The sequence below is a fragment of the Mycobacterium sp. NTMscope_MAC_12 genome (assembly GCF_976985675.1).
Window position 1 is genome coordinate 5850208 of the sequence record NZ_CDRJYY010000001.1, and the last position, 21802, is coordinate 5872009.

22 protein-coding genes are annotated in these 21802 nt (G+C 69.7%); 11 read left to right on the forward strand and 11 right to left on the reverse strand.

Features of this window, described 5'->3' with window-relative positions; all coding sequences use genetic code 11:
- The first annotated feature begins 45 nt into the window (after positions 1–45).
- From cysS to AC0KS4_RS27335, 3 genes are read left to right on the forward strand one after another with little or no spacing between them, the layout of a single operon-like run.
- A complete protein-coding gene (gene cysS, locus AC0KS4_RS27325) occupies positions 46–1455 on the forward strand; it encodes a cysteine--tRNA ligase (RefSeq protein ID WP_238955662.1) in 1410 nt (469 codons plus the stop codon).
- Positions 1456–1467: 12 nt separating this feature from the next.
- Positions 1468–2400: a 23S rRNA (guanosine(2251)-2'-O)-methyltransferase RlmB gene (gene rlmB, locus AC0KS4_RS27330; RefSeq protein WP_225326226.1), complete on the forward strand. Its 933-nt coding sequence runs from the start codon at positions 1468–1470 to the stop codon at positions 2398–2400.
- Positions 2401–3330: a glycerophosphodiester phosphodiesterase gene (locus AC0KS4_RS27335; protein ID WP_238955663.1), complete on the forward strand. Its 930-nt coding sequence runs from the start codon at positions 2401–2403 to the stop codon at positions 3328–3330.
- Here the strand turns inward: AC0KS4_RS27335 and AC0KS4_RS27340 are convergent.
- From AC0KS4_RS27340 to AC0KS4_RS27370, 7 genes are read right to left on the reverse strand one after another with little or no spacing between them, the layout of a single operon-like run.
- Positions 3327–4568, reverse strand: coding sequence for an SLC13 family permease (locus AC0KS4_RS27340; protein ID WP_238955664.1), 1242 nt, complete (start codon positions 4566–4568; stop codon positions 3327–3329). The two genes, AC0KS4_RS27335 and AC0KS4_RS27340, sit on opposite strands and share 4 nt — an antisense overlap.
- 3 nt (positions 4569–4571) lie before the next feature.
- Complete coding sequence (locus tag AC0KS4_RS27345) at positions 4572–5498, reverse strand: MBL fold metallo-hydrolase (RefSeq protein ID WP_238955665.1); 927 nt, start codon at positions 5496–5498, stop codon at positions 4572–4574.
- Positions 5498–6256: a LamB/YcsF family protein gene (locus AC0KS4_RS27350; protein ID WP_238955666.1), complete on the reverse strand. Its 759-nt coding sequence runs from the start codon at positions 6254–6256 to the stop codon at positions 5498–5500. Before AC0KS4_RS27350 ends, AC0KS4_RS27345 begins: the two co-directional genes overlap by 1 nt.
- Before the next feature lie 21 nt (positions 6257–6277).
- Entirely contained in the window at positions 6278–6988 is a 711-nt protein-coding gene (locus AC0KS4_RS27355) for a sensor domain-containing protein (RefSeq protein WP_225326231.1), read from the reverse strand.
- A gap of 48 nt (positions 6989–7036) precedes the next feature.
- Entirely contained in the window at positions 7037–7897 is an 861-nt protein-coding gene (locus AC0KS4_RS27360) for a metal ABC transporter permease (protein ID WP_238955667.1), read from the reverse strand.
- Positions 7897–8718 (reverse strand): metal ABC transporter ATP-binding protein, encoded by an 822-nt coding sequence (locus AC0KS4_RS27365; protein WP_238955668.1) that lies wholly within the window; start codon positions 8716–8718, stop codon positions 7897–7899. The genes AC0KS4_RS27360 and AC0KS4_RS27365 overlap by 1 nt, the downstream gene beginning before the upstream one ends.
- A 2-nt stretch (positions 8719–8720) precedes the next feature.
- A complete protein-coding gene (locus tag AC0KS4_RS27370; RefSeq protein ID WP_238955669.1) occupies positions 8721–9617 on the reverse strand; it encodes a metal ABC transporter solute-binding protein, Zn/Mn family in 897 nt (298 codons plus the stop codon).
- A gap of 127 nt (positions 9618–9744) precedes the next feature.
- On the opposite strand from AC0KS4_RS27370, the gene AC0KS4_RS27375 reads away from it, so the two are divergent.
- Entirely contained in the window at positions 9745–10833 is a 1089-nt protein-coding gene (locus AC0KS4_RS27375) for a LacI family DNA-binding transcriptional regulator (RefSeq protein WP_238955670.1), read from the forward strand.
- A gap of 6 nt (positions 10834–10839) precedes the next feature.
- Here AC0KS4_RS27375 and kstR read toward each other — a convergent pair whose 3' ends face one another.
- Complete coding sequence (gene kstR, locus AC0KS4_RS27380; RefSeq protein WP_008263559.1) at positions 10840–11439, reverse strand: cholesterol catabolism transcriptional regulator KstR; 600 nt, start codon at positions 11437–11439, stop codon at positions 10840–10842.
- 304 nt (positions 11440–11743) lie between these two features.
- Between kstR and AC0KS4_RS27385 the strand changes: the two genes are divergently transcribed.
- On the forward strand, positions 11744–13882 hold the full coding sequence (locus AC0KS4_RS27385) for an acyl-CoA dehydrogenase (protein WP_238955671.1): 2139 nt from the start codon (positions 11744–11746) through the stop codon (positions 13880–13882).
- Here the strand turns inward: AC0KS4_RS27385 and AC0KS4_RS27390 are convergent.
- Positions 13879–14451 carry a TetR/AcrR family transcriptional regulator gene (locus tag AC0KS4_RS27390; protein WP_238955672.1) on the reverse strand — a complete coding sequence of 191 codons (573 nt, stop codon included), beginning with the start codon at positions 14449–14451 and terminating at the stop codon, positions 13879–13881. The genes AC0KS4_RS27385 and AC0KS4_RS27390 overlap by 4 nt on opposite strands.
- A gap of 84 nt (positions 14452–14535) precedes the next feature.
- Between AC0KS4_RS27390 and AC0KS4_RS27395 the strand changes: the two genes are divergently transcribed.
- On the forward strand, positions 14536–15426 hold the full coding sequence (locus AC0KS4_RS27395) for an SDR family oxidoreductase (protein ID WP_472408540.1): 891 nt from the start codon (positions 14536–14538) through the stop codon (positions 15424–15426).
- 4 nt (positions 15427–15430) lie between these two features.
- Here the strand turns inward: AC0KS4_RS27395 and AC0KS4_RS27400 are convergent, their stop codons facing one another.
- Positions 15431–15964, reverse strand: coding sequence for a hypothetical protein (locus AC0KS4_RS27400; protein ID WP_225326238.1), 534 nt, complete (start codon positions 15962–15964; stop codon positions 15431–15433).
- Positions 15965–16016: 52 nt separating this feature from the next.
- The gene (locus AC0KS4_RS27405) at positions 16017–17111 is read right to left on the reverse strand and encodes a ferredoxin--NADP reductase (protein WP_238955674.1); all 1095 of its coding nucleotides are present in this window, start codon (positions 17109–17111) and stop codon (positions 16017–16019) included.
- Positions 17112–17323: 212 nt separating this feature from the next.
- Between AC0KS4_RS27405 and hsaA the strand changes: the two genes are divergently transcribed.
- From hsaA to AC0KS4_RS27430, 5 genes are all read left to right on the forward strand, one after another.
- The gene (hsaA, locus tag AC0KS4_RS27410; protein WP_225326240.1) at positions 17324–18508 is read left to right on the forward strand and encodes a 3-hydroxy-9,10-secoandrosta-1,3,5(10)-triene-9,17-dione monooxygenase oxygenase subunit; all 1185 of its coding nucleotides are present in this window, start codon (positions 17324–17326) and stop codon (positions 18506–18508) included.
- Positions 18509–18511: 3 nt separating this feature from the next.
- Positions 18512–19387, forward strand: a complete 876-nt coding sequence (gene hsaD / locus AC0KS4_RS27415; RefSeq protein WP_225326241.1) for a 4,5:9,10-diseco-3-hydroxy-5,9,17-trioxoandrosta-1(10),2-diene-4-oate hydrolase — start codon at positions 18512–18514, stop codon at positions 19385–19387.
- On the forward strand, positions 19384–20286 hold the full coding sequence (gene hsaC, locus AC0KS4_RS27420; protein WP_238955675.1) for an iron-dependent extradiol dioxygenase HsaC: 903 nt from the start codon (positions 19384–19386) through the stop codon (positions 20284–20286). Before hsaD ends, hsaC begins: the two co-directional genes overlap by 4 nt.
- Positions 20287–20288: 2 nt before the next feature.
- Positions 20289–20852 (forward strand): 3-hydroxy-9,10-secoandrosta-1,3,5(10)-triene-9,17-dione monooxygenase reductase subunit, encoded by a 564-nt coding sequence (hsaB, locus tag AC0KS4_RS27425; protein WP_225326243.1) that lies wholly within the window; start codon positions 20289–20291, stop codon positions 20850–20852.
- A gap of 114 nt (positions 20853–20966) precedes the next feature.
- Positions 20967–21797, forward strand: coding sequence for an arylamine N-acetyltransferase family protein (locus tag AC0KS4_RS27430; protein ID WP_238955676.1), 831 nt, complete (start codon positions 20967–20969; stop codon positions 21795–21797).
- The last annotated feature ends 5 nt before the right edge of the window (positions 21798–21802 follow it).

Genomic DNA, 21802 nt, shown 5'->3' on the forward strand with positions numbered 1-21802 from the left:
GCGCAGCGCCGGGCGCCGGGGAACTACCCGGTAAGCTGGCACGTCGTGACCGATCGCGCCCGCTTGCGGCTACACGACACGGCAGCCGGTGCCGTGCGTGATTTCGTTCCGCTGCGCGAGGGCCACGTCTCGATCTACCTGTGCGGTGCCACCGTGCAGGGCCTGCCGCACATCGGCCACGTCCGCAGCGGGGTGGCCTTCGACATCCTGCGCCGCTGGCTGATCGCGCGCGGCTGCGACGTCGCCTTCATCCGCAACGTCACCGACATCGACGACAAGATCCTCAACAAGGCCGCCGCGGCGGGCAGGCCGTGGTGGGAGTGGGCGGCCACCTACGAACGCGCCTTCAGCGCCGCTTACGACGCCCTGGACGTGCTGCCGCCGTCGGCCGAGCCGAGGGCCACCGGCCACATCACCCAGATGGTCGAATTGATGGAACGGCTGATCGAAACCGAGCACGCGTATGCCGCCGGCGGCGATGTCTACTTCGACGTGCTCAGCTACCCGGAATACGGGCAACTGTCCGGCCACAAGATCGACGACGTCCATCAGGGCGAGGGCTCGGCCACCTGCAAGCGCGATCAGCGCGACTTCACGCTGTGGAAGTCCGCCAAGCCCGGCGAGCCGTCCTGGCCCACCCCGTGGGGCCGGGGCCGGCCGGGCTGGCATCTGGAATGCTCGGCGATGGCCCGCACCTATCTGGGCACCGAATTCGACATCCATTGCGGCGGAATGGATTTGGTGTTCCCGCATCACGAGAACGAGATCGCCCAGAGCCGGGCCGCCGGCGACGGGTTCGCCCGCTACTGGCTGCACAACGGCTGGGTGACCATGGGCGGCGAGAAGATGAGCAAATCGCTGGGCAACGTGCTGGCCATCCCGGCGATGCTGCAGCGGGTGCGCCCCGCCGAGTTGCGCTACTACCTGGGCAGCGCCCACTACCGGTCGATGCTGGAATTCTCCGAGACCGCCCTGCAGGACGCGGTGAAAGCCTATGTCGGCGTTGAGGAATTCCTGCACCGGGTGCGGGTACGGGTCGGTGCCGTCGAGCCCGGCGAATGCACGCCGCGGTTCGCCGAGGCCCTCAACGACGACCTCGCGGTGCCGGCCGCGCTCGCCGAGGTGCACGCCGCCCGCGCCGAAGGCAACCGCGCGCTGGACACCGGCGATCACGAGGGCGCGCTGCGCCATGCCCGGGCGATCCGCGCGATGATGGGCATCCTGGGTTGCGACCCGCTCGACGAGCGCTGGGAATCCCGCGACGAGACGTCGGCGGCGCTGGCCGCCGTCGACGTGTTGGTGCACGCGGAGCTGGAGAATCGGGAGAAGGCGCGCGAGCAGCGCAACTGGGCCCTCGCCGACGAGATCCGCGACCGGCTCAAGCACGCCGGCATCGAGGTCACCGACACCGCCGACGGGCCGCAGTGGTCGCTGCAGGCCGGCCCGGAACAGTAAGGGACCACGTATATGGCCGGCAACTCGCGACGCCGTGGCGCAATCCGCAAGGCAGGCACCAAGAAGGGCCCGACCGTCGGTTCGGGCGGCCAGCGTCGCCGCGGGCTGGAGGGCCGCGGCCCCACGCCTCCCGCACACATGCGCCCCAACCACCCCGCCGCCAAGCGCGCCCAGTCGGCGTCACGCCGGCCCGCGCGGGGTAGGACCGACGAGACCGAGACGGTGCTCGGGCGCAACCCGGTGCTGGAATGCCTGCGCGCCGGTGTGCCGGCGACCGCGCTCTACGTGGCGCTGGGCAGCGAAGCCGACGAGCGGCTCACCGAATCCGTCTCCCGCGCAGCAGATTTGGGCATCGCGATCCTCGAGGTGCCGCGCACCGACCTGGACCGGATGACCAGCAACCACATGCACCAGGGCATCGCGTTGCAGGTGCCGCCGTACAACTACGCCCACCCCGACGACCTGCTCGAGGCGGCGACCGGTTCGCCACCCGCGCTGCTGGTCGCGCTCGACAACATCTCCGATCCGCGCAACCTGGGCGCCATCGTGCGTTCGGTCGCGGCGTTCGGCGGTCACGGTGTGCTGATCCCACAGCGCCGGTCGGCCTCGGTGACGGCGGTGGCCTGGCGCACCAGTGCCGGGGCGGCCGCCCGGGTCCCGGTGGCCCGGGCCACCAATCTCACCAGGACACTGACGGATTGGGCGAATCGCGGCCTGCGGGTGATCGGGCTGGACGCCGGCGGAGGCACCACGCTCGACGACCTCGACGGCACCGACCCGGTGGTGGTCGTCGTCGGGTCGGAAGGCAAGGGGCTGTCGCGGCTGGTGCGGCAGAACTGCGACGAGGTGGTGTCCATTCCGATGGCCGGCAATGCCGAATCGCTGAACGCCTCGGTGGCCGCCGGGGTGGTGCTCGCCGAAATCTCCCGTCAGCGCAGGGGTTAGGTGATCGCCCGCCTCGTCGCCGCCCTGCTGGCGGCGACGGTGCTCGTGGCGTCGCCGGCCGCATCAGCGCAAGCACTCGGCTTCGACCTGCAGGCCCACCGCGGCGGACGCGGGGAGGCCACCGAGCAGTCGTTGCGGGCCTTCGCCAGGTCGCTCGAATTGGGCGTCACCACACTGGAATTCGACATCGTGCTCACCCGGGACCGGCAACCGCTGGTGTGGCACGATCCGGCGATCGCCGCCCAGAAATGCAGCGACACCGCGCCCGCGTTCGCCGGAGACCCGCAGTATCCCTACGTCGGCAAACTCGTGCACGAGCTCACCCTGGCGCAGCTCCGCACCCTGGACTGCGGGCGCCGGCTGGATGACTTCCCGCACGCCGAAGTGGTGCGGGGCAACAAGATCGCCACGCTGCCCGAGGTTTTCGCGCTCGCCGACTCCTACCGCGCCGACGCCGTGCGCTACAACATCGAAACCAAGGTGGAGGCCGATGAGCCCGGCGCGTCGGCCGAGCCGCAGGAGTTCGTCGACGTGATACTGGCCGCGGTCAGGGCCGCGGGCAAGACCGAGCGTGTGGAGATACAGAGCTTCGACTGGCGCACCCTGCCGCTGGTGCGCCGGGCCGAACCGTCGATTCCGTTGGTGGCGCTGTACGACGAGCAGACTCCCGGTGATCCGGTGATCGACGCGCTGGCGGTGGGCGCCGACACCGTCTCACCGGATTACCGTCTGGTCACCGGCGAACCCTACGTCGAGCGCGCGCATGCGTTGGGGCTCAAGGTCATTCCGTGGACCGTCGATGACGCCGACGCGATGCGCCGGCAGATCGGGTACGGGGTCGACGGCATCATCACCGACTATCCGACGGTGCTGCGCGGCGTCCTCGCCGAGCTGTCCATGTCGTTGCCGCCGGCATACCCTCGGCGCTAGAGGCCCAGCAGCCGCGCCGACGCCCACAGCGCGAGCACCGCCACCGCCAGCGAGGCGGGCACGGTGCACACCCCGAGGCGGGTGTATTCGCCGACACCGGCGTCGACGTCGTGCTTGCGAAGCACGCGTCGCCACAACAGGTTCGACAGTGACCCGACGTAGGTCAGGTTCGGCCCGATGTTGACCCCGATCAGCACCGCCAGCACCGCCACCGGCCCGGCCGGCGCGACCAGCGGCAGCAGCACCAGCGTGGCCGGCAGGTTGTTGACGACGTTGGCCAGCGTGGCGGCGATCGCGGCGATCGCCAGCAAGGCGGGCAGGCTCGAGCCCGACGGCAGCACCGCCGACATCGCCCGGTCCATCCCGCCCAGCATGACCGCCTGTACCACGACGCCCAGCGCCAGCACGAACACCAGGAACGACACATTGACCGAGCGCGCGATCTCCGACACCGACGTGTGCCTGCGGCGCAGGCTGCGCACCGCCAGCACCGAGGCGCCGCACAGCGCCACCCAGGCCGGCGCCACCCCCACGGACTGGGCGACCGCGAACCCGGCGAGCGTCAGCGCGACCACCGTCAGCACGAACACCGGTGGGCGCGGTGGCGCGCCGAGCTGCTCCGGCTCCGGCTGCACCCGCAGGTCTTTGGCGAAGAACCACCGGAAGATCACATAGAGGGTGGCCACCGCGCCGAGCCACGGCAGCGCCATCACGAGCGTGAACTTGGTGAACGAGATGTTCGCCGTGTGGAAGGCCAGCAGGTTGGTCAGGTTGGACACCGGCAGCAACAGCGAGGCGCCGTTGGCCAGATGGGCGGTGGCGTAGGCGTAGGGCCGCACCCGGGTGCGCTGTCGCCGCACGGCGGCGAGCACCACCGGGGTCAGCAGCACCACGGCGGCGTCCAGGCTCAGCACGGCGGTGATCACCGAGGAGATCACGAACACCCGCCGCAGCAGCGCGCCCGACCCGACGCGTCCACGCGCGATCGCCGCGCCGGCGGCCTCGAACAGGCCCTCGTCGTCGCACAGCTTGGCCAGCACCAGCACCGCGCCCAGGAAGGCGACCACCCCGGACAGGTCGGCAATCTCCTTCTCCGCCTGATGGATCGAGATCGCGCCGATCCCGATCAGGATGAGCGCGGCCGGAACCGCGGCCAACGCCTCCGGCCAGCCCCGCGGGCGCGCTACCGCGAACCCCAGGACAACGGCGAGCAGCAACAGCGCAACGGTCAGGGCCAATGTCTAGACCGCTTCGCTCCACGGGTCCTCGCGCCGCCACACCGTGGGCAGGTGCAGCGCGACACCGTCCTGTGCGGCCAGCTCGTCGAGGATGCGGATGGAGACGTCCAGGTCGTCGCCCGCATAGGGCAAGGCGCGCAACGGCTTTGTCAGCGGGCGGAAGAAGTCGTCCCAGTGAATGAGGATCACCCGGCGGGCCCCCACCGCGCGGACGGTCTCGGCCCAGTAGTCGACCAGATACGACCGCGGCTGCAGCCCCAGCTGTCCAACGGACAGGTAGGCGACGTCGGCGCGATGGCCGGCCAGCGCCCCCTTGACGAAACCGGCGCTGCCCTGGATCAGCAGCCGCCGGCCCGTCGGCCGGTGGTGCACCAGCGTCGACCACGACTCCCCGCAGCGGTACGCCGAGGCCTTCACCGGGGTGATCAGCGGTTCGTCGATCACCCCGGGATACCGGTCGGGCGGGCAGTGGTGGGACTCCACCAGCGTTATCTCATAGGCGCCCAACCGAATTGGCTTCCCGCCGACCGCGACGACGATCCGATTCTCCGGCAGGCCGTAGCCGCGCCCGACGTTGGCCGCGGACTGCCCGCCGATCAGCTGGGCTCCGGTGCGGTCGGCGACCAACGCGGAGTCCAGCACGTGATCGATGTGGGTGTGCACCGGGATGACGGCCGCCAGTCGCGACACCTTGGCCCGGGCCAGGCATCCGTCGACGCGCGCCGGCGACGGCGCCACCTTGCCGGCCGCGATCTTGGCCAGGCCAGGCCGGGAGAAGTAGCCGTCGGTCAGCAATGCCGACGAGCCGTCGTCGATCAGCAGCGTCGCCACGCCCATCCAGGTCACCGAGAGCGCGTCGGGTCCGGCCGCGGGGGCGTCGAATCGGTCCGCGTACCGGGCGATGTCGGGGCGCCCGAGTTTCAGCCGCATCAGCAGAAGGCCCGCAGGTCGGTGCGGGCCGCGGTGAGGCGATCGCGAACCGCGGCGGCGATCTGCACCGCTCCCGGCGAATCACCGTGCACGCAAACCGATTCCACGCTCACATCGAGCCGGCTTCCGTCGACCGCGGTGACCTGGCCGGTGGCCACCATGGTGGCGACGCGCTCCGCGATCGCCGCCGGATCGTGCAGCACCGCGCCCGGTTCGCGGCGGGGGACCAGCCGGCCGTCCGGCCGGTAGGCCCGATCGGCGAACGCCTCGTCCACGGTGCGCAGACCGCGGCGGGCGGCCTCGTCGAAGAACGCCGAACCGGCCATGCCCAGTACCGGCAGGCCGTCGTCCACCAGGCGCACCGCCTCGGCGACCGCGGCGGCCTGTTCGCCGTTGGTCACGATCGTGTTGTACAGCGCCCCATGCGGTTTGACGTAGGACACGCGAGAACCGGCCGCGTGCGCGATCGCCTGCAGCGCGCCGATCTGATACACCACGTCGGCGATCAGGTCATCGGCGGCGACGTCGATGAAGCGCCTGCCGAACCCGGCCAGGTCGCGGTAGCTCACCTGCGCCCCGATGCGCACCCCGCGCCGGGCGGCCGAGGTGCATACCCGCACCAGCCCGGCGGGGTCCCCGGCATGGAACCCGCACGCCACGTTGGCGCTGGTGACGATTTCGAGCATGGCGTCGTCGTCTCCGAGGTGCCAGACGCCGAAGCCCTCGCCCAAGTCGGCGTTGAGGTCGATACCGGCCACCCGATCAGCTTATGGGTCGGGCTACTGCCCGGCGACCCTGGCCGCGATCTGCTGGGCGATGTCGACGGCGGACCCGCCGGCCAGGAAGGAGCCGCAGGTGGCGATGTCGATGGCGACGTTGTTGCGCACGGTCAGCGCCCGCTGGCACGTCCAGCCGTCGCTGGATTCCTGAACTTCCGACGTGCTGAGCGTGCCGCCGACTTTGTGCGCGTCGCCCGCGGTCCACACGACTTCGGGTTTGTCCATGGGATGTTCGGAGAACTTGCGATTGGCGCAGGCGAACCATCGTCGCACCGAGGCGTCGTAGAAGGTGTTGGCCTGGCGCGCGGTGGGGTAGGCGATCACCGCCTCGGTGGCCGAATCATTGCGGACCCTGGGGTCGTCGAAGCTGTCGTCGAAGTGCTGGCCGCGCATCGCGGTCCAGCCGGTGTCCGCGTACACGGCTTGCTGGGCGGGGCCGTCCATCGCCAGGCAGCCCCTGTCGCTGAAGGTCGGGCTCGCGTCCCACATCGCCTCCGTCCGGTTCCTAAGCCGCATCCCCGCCCCGAGCGCGGAGTTCATCTCGTTCACGTCGAGCAGCAGGCCGTCCAGGGCCGCGACGGCCACCGGGGTCCGCGGCAGCGGTCCGGAGGTGTCTGCGGTCACAGCGCTGCCGGCGACGACGGTGGTGCAGCCGACCGCGAGGGTGGACACCGCCGCCTGCACCAGAACCGCGATTCGCCTGCGCGCCATGGTCTTTCCCAGCCTTTCCCGGCCTTTCCGACGATGTGTGCGGCCAGCCTAAGTGGCCGCCTCCCGTCGGCGCCCCACCAGCCAGCAGACCAGGTAGATCAGAAACGAGATGCTCGCGACGAAGACCGACACCGGCACGCCCGGCGCCAGCGACAACACGATCCCGCCGACCGCGGCCACCTCGGCGAACACCACCGAGGTCAGCATGGCCGCCGCCGGTGAGGTGACCACCCGGGCCGCCGCGGCCGCCGGCGTGATCAGCAGCGACATCACCAGCAGCGCCCCGACGATCTGCACCGCCTGGGCCGCCACCACCCCGACCAGGGCGGCGAACACGATCCCCAGCGCGTGCACCGGCACGCCGCGGGCGGCGGCGACGTCGGGGTCGACGGTGGCGAACAGCAGGGGGCGGTAACACGTTGCGAGCACGGCGATGACGAGCACGCAGACCAGCGCCAGCATCGTCAGCCCCGTGTAGCCGACCCCGACGATCTGGCCGGTCAGCAAGGCGAAACTGGTCGAGGTCCGGCCCGGGTAGAGGTGGATGAACAACACCGCCAGGCCCAGGCCGAACGCCAGCACCACCCCGATCACCGAATCGCGTTCCCGGGCGCGCCGGCCGAGGACGCCGAACAGCGCCGCCGCCAGGGCGCTGCCGATCAGCGCGCCCACACCCACCCCGAACCCGACCAGCAGCGCGAAAGCGGCTCCGGTCAACGACAATTCGCTGGACCCGTGCACGGCGAACGACATTTGCCGCATCACGATGAACGGACCGATCAGCCCGGCCACCAACCCCAGCAGGGCGGCCGCCACCAGCGCCTGCTGCACGAAGTCGTGGCTGAGCAGATGCGCGGTGATGTCGAAGGAGAATAGGTGGTGTCCCATGTCGGCGAGCCGATGCTCCATCAGCCGTGCCCGTCGGTGCGCTCGCCGGCCACCACGTAGCCGTCCTTGACCTTCACCACCTGGATGTCGGATCGATACAGCGCAGACAGCGTCTGGCTGGTCATCACCTCGTCGACGGCACCGATCCTGAACCGGCCGTCGACCAGATATAGCACCCGGTCCACATACGGCAGGATCGGGTTGATCTCGTGGGTGACGACGATGACCGTGGTCCCCGCCTCCCGGCGGCGCCGCTCGATCAGCGCCGACACCAGCTTCGCGTTCGCCGGGTCCAGCGTCAGCAGCGGCTCGTCGCACAGCAGCAGCGTCGGGTCGCTGACCAGTGCCTGGGCGATGCGCACCCGCTGCAGCTCGCCGCCCGACATCACGCCGACCCGCACATCCGCCAGGTGCTCGCCGTTGACCTGGCTCAGTGCCCGGGCGACGGTTTCGCGCCGCCGGGCGCGGTCGCGGGGCCGCAGCGGGACGGCGCCCCAGCGTGCCCCGTCGATACCCAGCCGAACCAGATCCCGCCCCCGCAGCATCACGTCGTGATCCAGTGGGCGGTGTTGCGGCACATAGCCGATGCGCCGGCTGCCCGAGGAGATCGGTCTTCCGTCCACCAACCCGACGCCGGCGCTCAGTGGCAGCTGCCCGAGGAGCACGTTGAGCAGCGACGTCTTGCCGCTGCCGTTGGGGCCGAGCACCGCGATGAACTCGCCGCGCGGCACCGACAGGTCCAGGTGGTCCCACAACACCCGGTCGCCGAACGCCAGGCGGGCCCCGCGCAGTGAGACGGTGTCCGCTTGCCCGTCAACGGCGGGCGCCGTTTCGATCGTCACGGCTAGACGGGCCGGCTCGACTGGAGCGCGGCCAGCAGCTGGTCGACCGTATTGCGTTGCCAGCTCAGGTAATCCGCGCCGTCCGGCAGAGTCTCTGCCACCTCGGTGACCGGCACACCCGCGCGCCGCGCGGTGTCGCGCAGGCTGGCGATCGCGGCCGTCGACGTCTGCGGGTTGACCATCAGCGCCGACATCTGGTGCCGGTCGATCAGGTCGAGGACCAACGCCAGATCGGCCGGCGCGGGGTCGGTCTCGTTCTCGATGGCCGCGGCGAAGGCGGGCGGAGTCCGGTTCAGCAGGCCCGTCGCCTTGAGCAGGTAGAAGGCGACCGGTTCGGTCGCCACGACCGGGGTGTGCGGATGGGTGGCGGCGACGCCGTGTTCGGTGCCGGCGATGGCGTCGGCGTCGCGCTCGAACGCGGCGGCGTTGGCGCGGTAGTCCGCGGCGTTGCCCGGGTCGATCGTCGCGAGCCGGTCGGCGATCGTGGCGGCCACCGACTTCGCGACGCCCAGGTCGTAGAAGACGTGCTCGTTGCGCGGTTGCCCGTCGTTCTCGAGGAACGAGTAGGCGTTGACCGGCTTGGCCCCGGGCTGGCGGGCCAGCACGTCGTCGACCCATCCGTCGTAGCCGCCGCCGTTGTAGACGACCAGCGCGGCGTCGGCGATGGCGGCGGCGTCCGAGGGGCTGGCCTCATAGGAGTGCGGGTCGGTTTCCGCCCCGCTCAGGATGGACTTGACCGGCACATGGCGGCCCGCGACGGCCCGCGCGACGCTGCCCCACACGTCGGTCGACGCGACGACGGCGGACGCGTGCGGATGCGCCTGGTGGCCGCCGCAGCCGATCAGCACCGACGAGCTGGCCACGGCCAGGACGGCCGCCAGCCCACGCGTCAGTGCCATGCGCACGTCCGATTTCCTCCCGCCCGCCAGCAAGCCGATCCACAATACTAATGAAAATCGTTTCCATTACAAAGCCGCGGGCGGAAGCGCATGGGCCGCGGACCGATCCGCTGTAGCGTCACCGAACGTGAGCCCCACACCGCGCCGGCGAGCGACCCTGGCGTCGGTGGCCGACGAGCTCAACGTGTCGCGCACGACGATCTCGAACGCCTTCAACCGTCCCGATCAGCTCTCCGCCGACCTGCGCGAACGCGTGCTCGCGACGGCCAAGCGGCTGGGATACGCCGGCCCCGACCCGGTGGCGCGATCGCTGCGGACCCGCAAGGCCGGCGCGGTCGGTCTGGTGATGGCCGAGCCGCTGACCTATTTCTTCAGCGACCCCGCCGCCCGCGATTTCGTCACCGGGGTGGCGCAGGCATGCGAGGCGGTCGGGCAGGGGCTGCTACTGGTGGCCGTGGGGCCAAGCCGCAGCCTGAAAGAGGGAACGGACGCGGTGCTGTCGGCCGGCGTGGACGGCTTCGTGGTGTATTCGGTGTGCGACGACGATCCCTACCTGCAGGTGGTGTTGCAGCGACGGCTGCCGGTGGTGGTGGTCGATCAGCCCAAGGGTCTGGCCGGCGCCTCGCGGGTCGGCATCGACGACCGCGCGGCCATGCGTGAGCTCGCCGAATACGTGCTCGGCCTGGGGCATCGCGAGATCGGGCTGCTGACCATGCGGCTGGGCCGGGACCGGCGGCAGGGCCTGGTGGACGCCGAGCGGTTGCGCTCGCCCGCCTTCGACGTGCAACGCGAGCGCATCATCGGCGTGTGGGAGGCGATGACGGCCGCCGGCATCGACCCGGATTCGCTGACCGTGGTGGAAAGCTACGAGCACCTGGCCGAATCGGGCGGCACGGCCGCCAGGGTGGCACTGGAAGCCAATCCGCGCATCACCGCGCTGCTGTGCACCGCGGACATCTTGGCCCTGTCCGCGATGGATTACCTACGGGCACATGGCATTTACGTGCCCGGCCAGCTGACCGTCACCGGATTCGACGGCGTGCCCGAGGCCATCAACCGCGGCCTGACCACGGTGTCGCAGTCGAGCCTGCAAAAGGGCCGCCGCGCGGGCGAGCTGTTGTTGACGCCCCCGCGATCGGGTCTGCCGGTCACGGAAATTTCCGAACTCCTCGACACCGAGCTGATCCGCGGCCGCACCGCCGGCCCGCCGGGGTGAGCGCCGCTACTTGGAGTCTTGGTCGCCGATCAGCAACCGCACGGCCAGGTCGAGCCGTTTGCTGACGTCGGTGGCCGAGGCCCGGCGGGTGAGCCAGGCGAGCAGGTTCGACAGCCACACGTCGGAGATCACCCGGGCGATGTGGTACTGGTCCTCGGTCGGTTCGCCGTCGGCCATCGCGCGCGCGAACATGGAGTCGATCAGCTTTTCGACCTGGTCGACCTCACTGGCCGCCGACGCGTCGGCGAACACGTAGGCGCGCGTCATGGCCTCGGTCAGCAGCGGGTTGCGCTGCATCGCGCGGTTGAGCTTGCCCACCATGAAGTTCAGCCGCTGAAAGGGCGTGCCCCCGGTCATCGCCGAGCGGTCGGTCTTGGCGTCGATGCGGCCGAACTCGCGGCCCAGCGCCGACACCAGCAGGTGCACCTTCGACGGGAAGTACCGGTACAGCGTCCCCACCGCCACGTCGGCGCGATCCGCCACCGCACGCATCTGAACCGCCTCGTAGCCGCCCTTGGACGCGATGGCCATGGTGGCATCGAGGATGCGCTTGCGGCGTTCCCGCTGCGCCTCCGACCCGAGTTCAGACTCCGCCAGCACCGCCACGTTTATGACCTCGCGCGGCTGCGAGTCGGAACTAGCCTTGGAAGTGGCCTTGGCGTTGGCGCTGGCTGGCATGTGACGGTTTGCTCCTGTTCCGGGCGGTTCGTTTGCAAACGATACGCATTCTGCGTGTGAATTTCCCACCTCCATACCGCCGGGGACAAGCGCATGTGCTGCTGCGATGGCGTTCGACTTCACGGTCGATCACTGGCACTATTAGAACACGTTCTAGTCTCCGGTGAGCGGGTTGCGCGCCAACTCGCGGTGGAGATGTCCCCGCTTGCGGAAAGATCGGAGGCCCCCTCAGGTGGTAGCGACCGTCACCGATGAGCAGTTTGCCGCGCGCGCCCTGGTGCGCGATTGGGCCCGCAATGCGACGTCGGGACCGGGCGGCACCGCGGCGATCCGCGACGTCGAGCAGGGCGAGCCCGACGCGTGGCGACCGGTGTTCTCCCGGCTGACCGAGCTGGGGATCTTCGGCGTCGCGATCCCGGAGGAATCCGGCGGGGCGGGCGGCAGCGTCGAAGACCTGTGCGCGATGGTCGAGGAGGCGGCCAAAGCGCTGATCCCCGGGCCGGTCGCGACGACCGCGCTGGCGACGCTCGTCGTCGCCGACCCCGAACTGCTGGAAGCGCTGGCCGGCGGGGAGCGCTTCGCCGGGCTGGCGCTCGACGGTGACGTGCGGTTCGACGGCGCGACGTCGACGGCGTCGGGCACGTTGCCGCTTGCGCTGGGCGTCGCCGACGGCGCCGTGTTGTTGGCTCCGGCCGACGGGAAATGGCTGCTGATCGACACCGCCGGCGAGGGCGTGCAGCTCGAGCCGCTGCAGGCCACCGACTTCTCCCGGCCGTTGGCCCGGGTGGTGCTCAGCTCGGCCCCGGCCACGCTGGTATCGGAAGACGGCGCGCGCGTCGCGGAATTGACCGCGACCGTCCTGGCGGCCGAGGCGGCCGGCATCACCCGATGGGCGCTGGAAACCGCCGTCGACTACGCCAAGGTGCGCGAGCAGTTCGGCAAGCCGATCGGGAGCTTCCAGGCCATCAAGCACCTGTGCGCGGAGATGCTGTGCCGCGCCGAGCAGGCCGAGGTGGCCGCGGCCGACGCCGCGCGCGCCGCAGCCGAGGGCGACGAATCCCAGTTCTCCATCGCGGCGGCGCTGGCCGCGAGCACGTGCATCACCGCCGTGAAGGCCAACGTCAAGGACTGCATCCAGGTGCTCGGCGGCATCGGCTGCACCTGGGAGCACGACGCGCACCTGTACCTGCGCCGCGCGCACGCCATCGGCCGGTTCCTGGGTGGCGCCGAGCGCTGGCAGCGGCGCATCACCGCGCTCACCCAGGGCGGCGTGCGCCGGCGACTGAGCATCGACCTCACCGAGGTCGAGAGCCGGCGCGCCGAGATCGCCGCCGCCGTCGCCGAGATCGCCGAGCTGCCCGCCGAAAAGCGACAGGTGGGTCTGGCCGAGGCGGGCCTGCAGGCGCCGCACTGGCCGAAGCCGTACGGGCGCGCCGCGTCCCCGGCCGAGCAGCTGCTGATCGATCAGGAGCTGGCCGCCGCCGGCGTCGAACGGCCGGACCTGGTGATCGGCTGGTGGGCCGCGCCGACCATCCTCGAGCACGGCACACCGGAGCAGATCGAGCAATTCGTGCCGGGAACGCTGCGCGGTGAATTCCTGTGGTGCCAACTGTTTTCCGAGCCCGGCGCGGGCTCCGACCTGGCGTCGCTGCGCACCAAAGCGGTGCGCGGTGACGGCGGCTGGCTACTGACCGGACAAAAGGTGTGGACGTCCGCGGCGCACAAGGCGCGCTGGGGCGTGTGCCTGGCGCGCACCGACCCCGATGCCCCGAAACACAAAGGCATCACCTACTTTCTGGTCGACATGAAGTCGCCCGGCATCGATATCCGGCCGCTGCGCGAGATCACCGGCGACTCGCTGTTCAACGAGGTGTTCCTGGACAACGTGTTCGTGCCCGACGAGATGGTGGTCGGTGAGGTCAACGACGGCTGGAGGCTGGCCCGCACCACGCTGGCCAACGAGCGGGTGGCGATGGCCAACGGCACGGCGCTCGGCAACCCGATGGAAGAGCTGTTGAAGCTCTTGGCGGCAAGGGATCTCGACGTCGCCGAGCAGGATCGGCTGGCGCGCCTGATCATCCTGGCGCAGACCGGCGCGCTGCTGGACCAGCGCATCGCTCAGCTCGCGGTGGGCGGCCAGGACCCCGGCGCGCAATCGAGCGTGCGCAAACTGATCGGCGTCCGCTACCGCCAGGCGCTGGCCGAATTCACGATGGATGTCGCCGAAGGCGGCGGCCTGGTCGACCGCCGGGCGGACGGGGACCCCGCGGTCTTCGACTTCCTCAACACCCGCTGCCTCACGATCGCGGGCGGCACGGAGCAGATCCTGCTGACCGTGGCGGCCGAGCGCCTGCTCGGTTTGCCCCGCTAGTCGAGATCGGCCGCGGCGGCGTGCAATTCGTGCAGCGCCTCGCACGCCATCGAGCCCAAGTCTCGGTCTTCGTCCGGTTCGCCCCAGCGGGCGTAGGCGGTCTTGAACGCCAGCGCACCGAGCTCGGCGGCCAATACTGCCGTCGGCTCGGGCACGCCGCGGGCCTGGAGCGCGTCGGCCACCGCGCGCGCTAGCCCAATCTGTTTGAGCGCGTTGCGTTCCTGAAGTTCGGTGCTGGCCGCGATCGCGGCCTTGAGCCTGGGCGCCAGATCCCGGTTGAACGACGTGAACGCCGCCGCGGCCGACCTCATGCCCGCGCACACGGCGGCCAGCGGTGTCGCGTCGGCGGGCGCGGCGCCGATGCCCTCGCGCAGAAGTTGCGCGATCGCGTCCTGGCCGGCCGCCAGCACGTCCCGCTTGTCCGGGAAGTGCCGGAAGAACGTGCTTTTCGTCAGCCCGGCGCGCTCGGCGATCTGCGTGACCGTCGTCTCGTCGTAGCCCCGTTCGTTGAACAGGTCGAGTGCCGCGGCGACCAGGCGCTCGCGCGCATCGGGTTCCCAACGAGCCATGGCCCCACCCTAGTGATGCGACCATTGTCCCATCAGGGGTGTAGGGTGATGGGACAATTGTCGCATCAGCTGAAGGAGCTTCTCGTGCGTGTATTCGTCACCGGCGCCAGCGGAGGAATCGGCTCGGCCGTCGTCTCGGAATTGATCGCCGCCGATCACAAGGTCGTGGGCCTGGCCCGCTCGGAGGCCGCGGCGGCGACCATCAGCGGACTCGGCGCCGAGCCGCTGCGCGGCGACATCGCCGACCTCGACGTGTTGCGCGACGCCGCCGCCGACGCCGACGGCGTCGCCTACCTGGCGTTCTCGCACGACTTCACCGCGAGCGACGCCATCGGGGACGCGATCGGCGACGAGGCCCGCGCGGTCGCCGCGCTCGGAGACGTGCTGGCCGGCACCGGCAAGCCGCTGGTGGTCGCGAGCGGCACCCCCGCGGTGGCCGGTCGAGCCAGCACCGAGGACGACCCGTTCAACGCCGAGGCGCCGATGGCCGGGCGTGGCCGCACCGGGCAAGCCGTCATCGACCTGGCCGAGCGAGGCGTCCGATCGGCCGTGGTGCGGCTGCCGCGGTCGGTCCACGACGCCGGCGGGCGCTACGGCTTCGCCGGCATTCTGATTCAGATTGCGCGGCAGCGCGGCGTGTCGGCCGTCGTGGGCGACGGCGCGCAACGCTGGCCCGCGGTGCACCGCGACGACGCGGCGTCGCTGTTCCGGCTCGCCCTCGAACAGGCGCCCGCCGGGTCGGTACTGCACGCGGTGGGTGACGAAGGAGACCCGATGCGGGCGATCGCCGAGGTGATCGGCCGCCGGCTCGGTGTGCCCGTCGAATCCGCCCCGGCCGAGGCCTTCGGCCCGCTCGGCGCCATATTCGCCGCCGACCAGCCCTCGTCCAGCGCGCTGACCCGCCGGCGACTCGGATGGAAACCGACGGGCCCAAGCCTGCTCGACGACCTGGCGATCGGCGACTACCCGGACTGAGAAATCAGGAGAACGTCGTCTGCGCGCAGGTGCTGGGGGAGGTGATGTTGACCCCGGAGTAGACGACCTGGATGTGGCTGCAGGCGATGACGTTGTTGTCGGTCTTGGGTTGTCCCGTCTGCCAATCGGTGGAGTCGATGCGCCCGTTCGTCTGGTACTTCTCCGGCGGGCCCTCACCCATGTAGATCGTGGTGATCTCGTCGGAACCCATCGACTTGTGGACCCGCTCGTACTGACCGTCGGCGTGCGCGTCGAGATAGGCCAGCCGATTTGAGGATCGGATCTCGGTGGTCTGGCGGGCCCACAGGCCGGGCGGGAAGCCGCTCACGCCGTCGGGCGTGAGCATGTCCGCGCCGGCGGTGAAGTCGCAGTGGCCGTCGGATTTGAAGCAGTTGAGGACGACCCGCGTCTCCAGCTGGTTGGGTCCGTCGAGCGGGAACAGCGTGGTGGCGGTGTTGCTCGCCGCGGCGCACACCCCAACGGGCAGCAACATCGGCAGCGTTGCGACGACCGCGAATCCCGATACGAGCCGCATCATCGATGCTCCCCTTCCCCGTTTGCTGACGCCAAGGGTGAACCTAACCCCGCGACTACTCGTCGTAGGTCACTTCTACCGAATCAGATTCGGGGTGGGATTGACAGGCCAGGATGAGGCCCTCGTCGAGGTCCTGCTGCTCGAGCACGTCGTTGACCTCCATGTTCACCTTGCCGCCGCGCAGGGTGCAGGCGCACGCGCCGCAGTGTCCCTCGCGGCAGGAGAACGGCGCGTCGAGGCCCTTGGCCAGCAGCACGTCGAGCAATTTCGCGTTGCGCGGCCACGACACGGTGTGGGTCTCGCCGTCGAGCTCCACCACCGCGGTGGCCGGCGGCTGGTCGCCCTCGGGGGTGTCCTCGATCTTCACCGCCGCGAACGGATCAGATTCCAGCGACTTGAACACTTCGATATGTATTTGCGGCGCAGGGACTTTCAGCGTTTCCAGCGCTTCTTTGGCGGAATCCATGAACGCGCCGGGGCCGCAGATGTAGACGGGCCGATCCGTGTAGGGGGCCGCCAGCTTGGCCAGCGCGGCGACGCTGGGCAGGCCCTGCAGCGATTCCAGCCAGTGCACGATGGTGAGCCGGTCGGGGTACTTGGCGGACAACTCGCGCAGCGCCTCGCCGAAGATCACCGAATCCTCGTCGCGGTTGGCGTAGAGCAGCGTCACCTGTCCGCCGCCGTCGGCCAGCGCCGACTTGCAGATCGACATGATCGGGGTGATCCCGCTGCCCGCGGCCATCAGCAGGAAATCGTCGCCCAGCGTTTTCGGCACGAAGTTGCCCGACGGCGCCAGCACGTGGATCCGCATGCCCGCCCGCGCGTTGTCGCACAGCCAGTTGGAGGCGTAGCCGTCGGCGGTTCGTTTGACCGTGACGGCCAGGGCGTCGTCGGTGAACGGCGAGCTGCACAGCGAATAGCAGCGCGCCACCGACCCGGTGCGCTCGCTGGGAACGCGCAGCGTCAGGAACTGACCCGGCGAGTACCGCAGCCGCTCGGGCGGGATGCCGGGATCCCCTTCGTCGTCGGGCACCGCGAACACCAGAGAGCGCGCATCGTCGGTCTCGGCGATGACCTCGGCGATCTTGAGTTCAAGGACGTGGTCACCGAGTGGCTCGTCGGCTGCTTGGTCCAGATCCGCCTCGGTCAAGGCCCGTGCCTTCCTTTCGTCGCAAAACGTGTCGACCCGCTGCGACCGGCTCCGCCGCTCTTGCGATCGCCACGGGCAACTAGAACATGTTACAGAAAAGTGGATTCGTATCGCTACCAGCCGCAGGAATACCCTGCTCGACACAAATCGGAACGTGTTCTAGTCTCTGGTGTAAGTCCGCTGTGTAAGTCTGGCCCAGGAGGCAAACTTAAGTGACGTCCATTCAACAGCGTGATGCGCAGTCGGTTTTGGCTGGCATCGATGATCTGCTCCCGCGGATTCGGGAACGCGCTCAGGCGACGGAGGATCTGCGGCGGCTGCCCGAAGAGACCGTCCAGGACCTGCAGGACGTGGGCTTCTTCACTTTGTTGCAGCCCGAACAGTGGGGCGGGCTGCAGTGCGATCCGACGCTGTTCTACGAGGCGGTCCGGCGGCTGGCCAGCGCGTGCGGCTCCACCGGCTGGGTGAGCTCCATCATCGGCGTGCACAACTGGCATCTGGCGTTGTTCGACCAGCAGGCCCAGGAGGAGGTCTGGGGCGAGGACCCCAAGACCCGGGTTTCCTCGTCGTACGCCCCGATGGGTGCGGGCGTGGTGACCGACGGCGGCTACCTGGTCAACGGCGCGTGGAACTGGTCCTCGGGCTGTGACCACGCGACGTGGGCGTTCCTGGGTGGCCCGGTGATCAAGGACGGCCGCCCGGTCGACTTCGGCAGTTTCTTGATCCCCCGCAGCGAGTACCGCATCGACGACGTGTGGCACGTCGTCGGCCTGCGCGGCACCGGCAGCAACACCGTCGTCGTCAAGGACGTCTTCGTGCCGCGGCACCGGTTCCTGTCCTACAAGGCGATGAACGACGGCACCGCCGGCGGGTACGAGACCAACACCGCCCCGGTCTACAAGATGCCTTGGGGCACAATGCATCCCACCACCATCTCGGCGCCGATCGTCGGCATGGCCTACGGCGCCTACGACGCGCACGTCGAGCACCAGGGCAAGCGGGTGCGTGCGGCGTTCGCCGGCGAGAAGGCCAAGGACGACCCGTTCGCCAAGGTCCGCATCGCCGAGGCGGCCAGCGACATCGACGCCGCGTGGCGGCAGCTGAGCGGCAACGTCGCCGACGAGTACGCGCTGCTGTCGGCCGGCAAGGAGATCCCGTTCGACCTGCGCGCCCGCGCCCGCCGCGACCAGGTGCGCGCCACCGGCCGGGCCATCGCCTCCATCGACCGGTTGTTCGAGGCGTCCGGCGCTACCGCCCTGGCCAACGACCAACCCGTGCAACGGTTCTGGCGTGACGCGCACGCCGGCCGGGTGCACGCGGCCAACGACCCCGAGCGGGCCTACCAGATCTTCGGGAACAACGAGTTCGGGTTGCCGCCCGGCGACACGATGGTCTAACCCATGACCACAGTCGAAGCGCTGACGTTCGAATCGACTTCCCGCTTCGCCGAGGTGGACGTCGACGGGCCGCTGAAGCTGCACTACCACGAGGCGGGTGTCGGCAACGATCAGACGATCGTGTTGTTGCACGGCGGCGGTCCGGGGGCGGCGAGCTGGACGAACTGGTCGCGCAACATCCCGGTGCTCGCCGAGCGGTTTCACGTGCTCGCCGTCGATCAGCCCGGCTACGGCCATTCCGACAAGCGCGCCGAGCACGGGCAGTTCAATCACTACGCGGCCAGGGCCCTGGCGGGCCTCTTCGACCAGCTTGGCCTGGGACGCGTTCCGCTGGTGGGCAATTCGTTGGGCGGGGGCACCGCGGTGCGGTTCGCCCTGGACTACCCCGACCACGCCGGGCGCCTGGTGTTGATGGGGCCCGGCGGGCTGAGCATCAACCTGTTCGCCCCGGATCCCACCGAGGGCGTCAAGCGGCTGGGCAAGTTCTCGGCCGAGCCCACGCGGGAAAACCTCGAGGCGTTCCTGCGGGTGATGGTCTACGACCAGAAACTGATCACCGACGAATTGATCGACGAGCGGTTCGCGCTGGCCAGCACGCCGGAGTCGCTGACGGCGACTCGCGCGATGGGAATGTCGTTCGCGGGCACCGATTTCGAGCTCGGCATGATGTGGCGCGAGGTGCACCGCCTGCGCCAGCCCGTGCTGCTGATCTGGGGCCGCGAGGACCGGGTCAACCCCCTGGATGGGGCGCTGGTCGCGCTCAAGACCATTGCGCGTGCGCAGCTGCACGTTTTCGGGCAATGTGGGCACTGGGCGCAGGTGGAGAAGTTCGACGAGTTCAACAAGCTCACCATCGATTTCCTGGGAGGTGCGAGATGAGCATCCGTTCGCTGGGCTATCTGCGCATCGAGGCCACCGACATGGCGGCCTGGCGTGAGTACGGCCTGAAGGTTCTCGGCATGGTCGAGGGCAGCGGCAACACCGAGGGCGCCCTGTATCTGCGGATGGACGACTTCCCGGCCCGGCTGGTCATCGTGCCCGGCGAACGCGACCACCTCATGGAGGCCGGCTGGGAGTGCGCGAACGCCGAAGGCCTTCAAGAGATCCGGGACAGGCTCGACGTCGAGGGCGTCCCCTACAAGGAAGCCACCGCCGCGCAACTGTCCGATCGCCGGGTCGTCGAGATGATCCGGTTCTCCGACCCGTCGGGCAACTGCCTGGAGGTCTTCCACGGCGTCGCCCTCGAGCACCGCCGCGTGGTCAGCCCCTACGGGCACAAGTTCGTCACCGGTGAGCAGGGCCTGGGACACGTGGTGTTGTCCACCCGCGACGACGACGAGGCGCTGCACTTCTACCGTGACGTACTCGGGTTCAAGCTGCGCGACTCGATGCGGATGCCGCCGCAGGTGGTGGGCCGGCCCGCCGACGGGGCGCCGGCCTGGTTGCGCTTCTTCGGCTGCAACCCGCGCCACCACAGCCTCGCCTTCCTGCCACTGCCGACGCCCAGCGGGATCGTGCACCTGATGATGGAGGTCGAGAACGCCGACGACGTGGGGCTGTGCCTGGACCGGGCGCTGCGCCGCAAGGTGCCCATGTCGGCCACCCTCGGCCGTCACGTCAACGACCTCATGCTGTCGTTCTACATGAAGACACCCGGCGGGTTCGACATCGAATTCGGTTGCGAGGGAAGGCAAGTCGAAGACAACGACTGGGTCGCCCGGGAGAGCACCGCGGTCAGCCTGTGGGGCCACGACTTCACCGTCGGCATGCGCGGCTGACCATGTCAGCGCCCATCGATCCGCGGACCTTCCGGCAGGTGCTGGGCCAGTTCTGCACCGGCATCACCATCATCACCACGATGCACGACGACGCCCCCGTCGGCTTCGCCTGCCAGTCGTTCGCGGCGCTGTCGCTGGACCCGCCGCTGGTGCTGTTCTGCCCGACCAAGGTGTCACGGTCCTGGAAGGCCATCGAGGCCTCCGGCCGGTTTTGCGTCAACATGCTGACCGAGCACCAGAAGCACGTCTCGGCCAGGTTCGGCTCCAAGGAACCCGATAAATTCGCCGGCATCGACTGGCACCCTTCCGATCTCGGGTCACCGATCATCGACGGGTCGCTGGCCTACATCGACTGCACGGTGGCCTCCGCGCACGACGGGGGAGACCACTTCGTGGTGTTCGGTGCGGTGCAATCGCTTTCGGAGGCGCCCAAGATCAAGCCGCGCCCGCTGCTGTTCTATCGCGGTGAATACACGGGCATCGAACCGGACAAGACGACGCCGGCGCAGTGGCGCGATGACCTGGAAGCCTTCCTCACCACCACCACCCAGGACACCTGGCTCTAGAGCGTCCCGCGGGCGTAACGCCACGGCGACTTTTCGCGTGTTCTTCCGCCGTGGCGTTACGGCCGCGGGACACCCGGCCGCCGTAGAGCCCCGCGCGGGGCCCAGAATGGTTCCATGACGCTGGATCTGGGCGCGTACTTCGATCGCATCGACTACCGCGGCGCGGCCGAGCCGAATCTTGAGGTGCTGCAGGATCTGATGACCGCGCACACCGGGTCGATCCCGTTCGAGAACCTCGATCCGCTGATGGGGGTGCCGGTCGACGACCTGAGCCCCGAAGCCCTCACCGACAAGCTGGTGTACCGGCGCCGGGGCGGTTACTGCTACGAGCAGAACGGCCTGATGGGGTACGTGCTGGCCGAGATCGGCTTCCGGGTGCGCCGCCTGGCCGGGCGGGTGGTGTGGATGCAGCCGCCCGACGCGCCGCTGGGTGCCCAGACACACACGGCGTTGGCGGTGACGTTCCCGGGCTCGCAGGGTTCCTATCTGGTGGACGTCGGGTTCGGTGGTCAGACGCTGACGTCCCCCATCCGCTTCGAGACCGGAAACGCCCAGCAGACAACGCACGAGCCGTACCGGCTCAACGATCGCGGCGACGGCCTGGTGCTGCAAGCCCTGCTCCGCGACGAGTGGAAACCGCTGTACGTGTTCGGCACCCAGACCGTTCCGCAGATCGATCTGAGGGTGGGCAGCTGGTACGTCTCCACGCACCCCGAGTCGCACTTCGTGACCGCGCTGATGGCCGCGGTGACGACCGTCGACGCCCGCTACAACCTGGCCGGCCGCAACCTGACCATCCACCGCGCCGACGGTAGCGAGAAAATCCGGCTCGACGACGCGGCGGCGGTCGTCGATGTCCTCGGTGACCGATTCGGCATCGACGTGACCGGGATCGGCGAGCGCGGTGCGCTCGAGGCGCGCATCGGGCAGGTGCTGGACGCCTAGTCCTC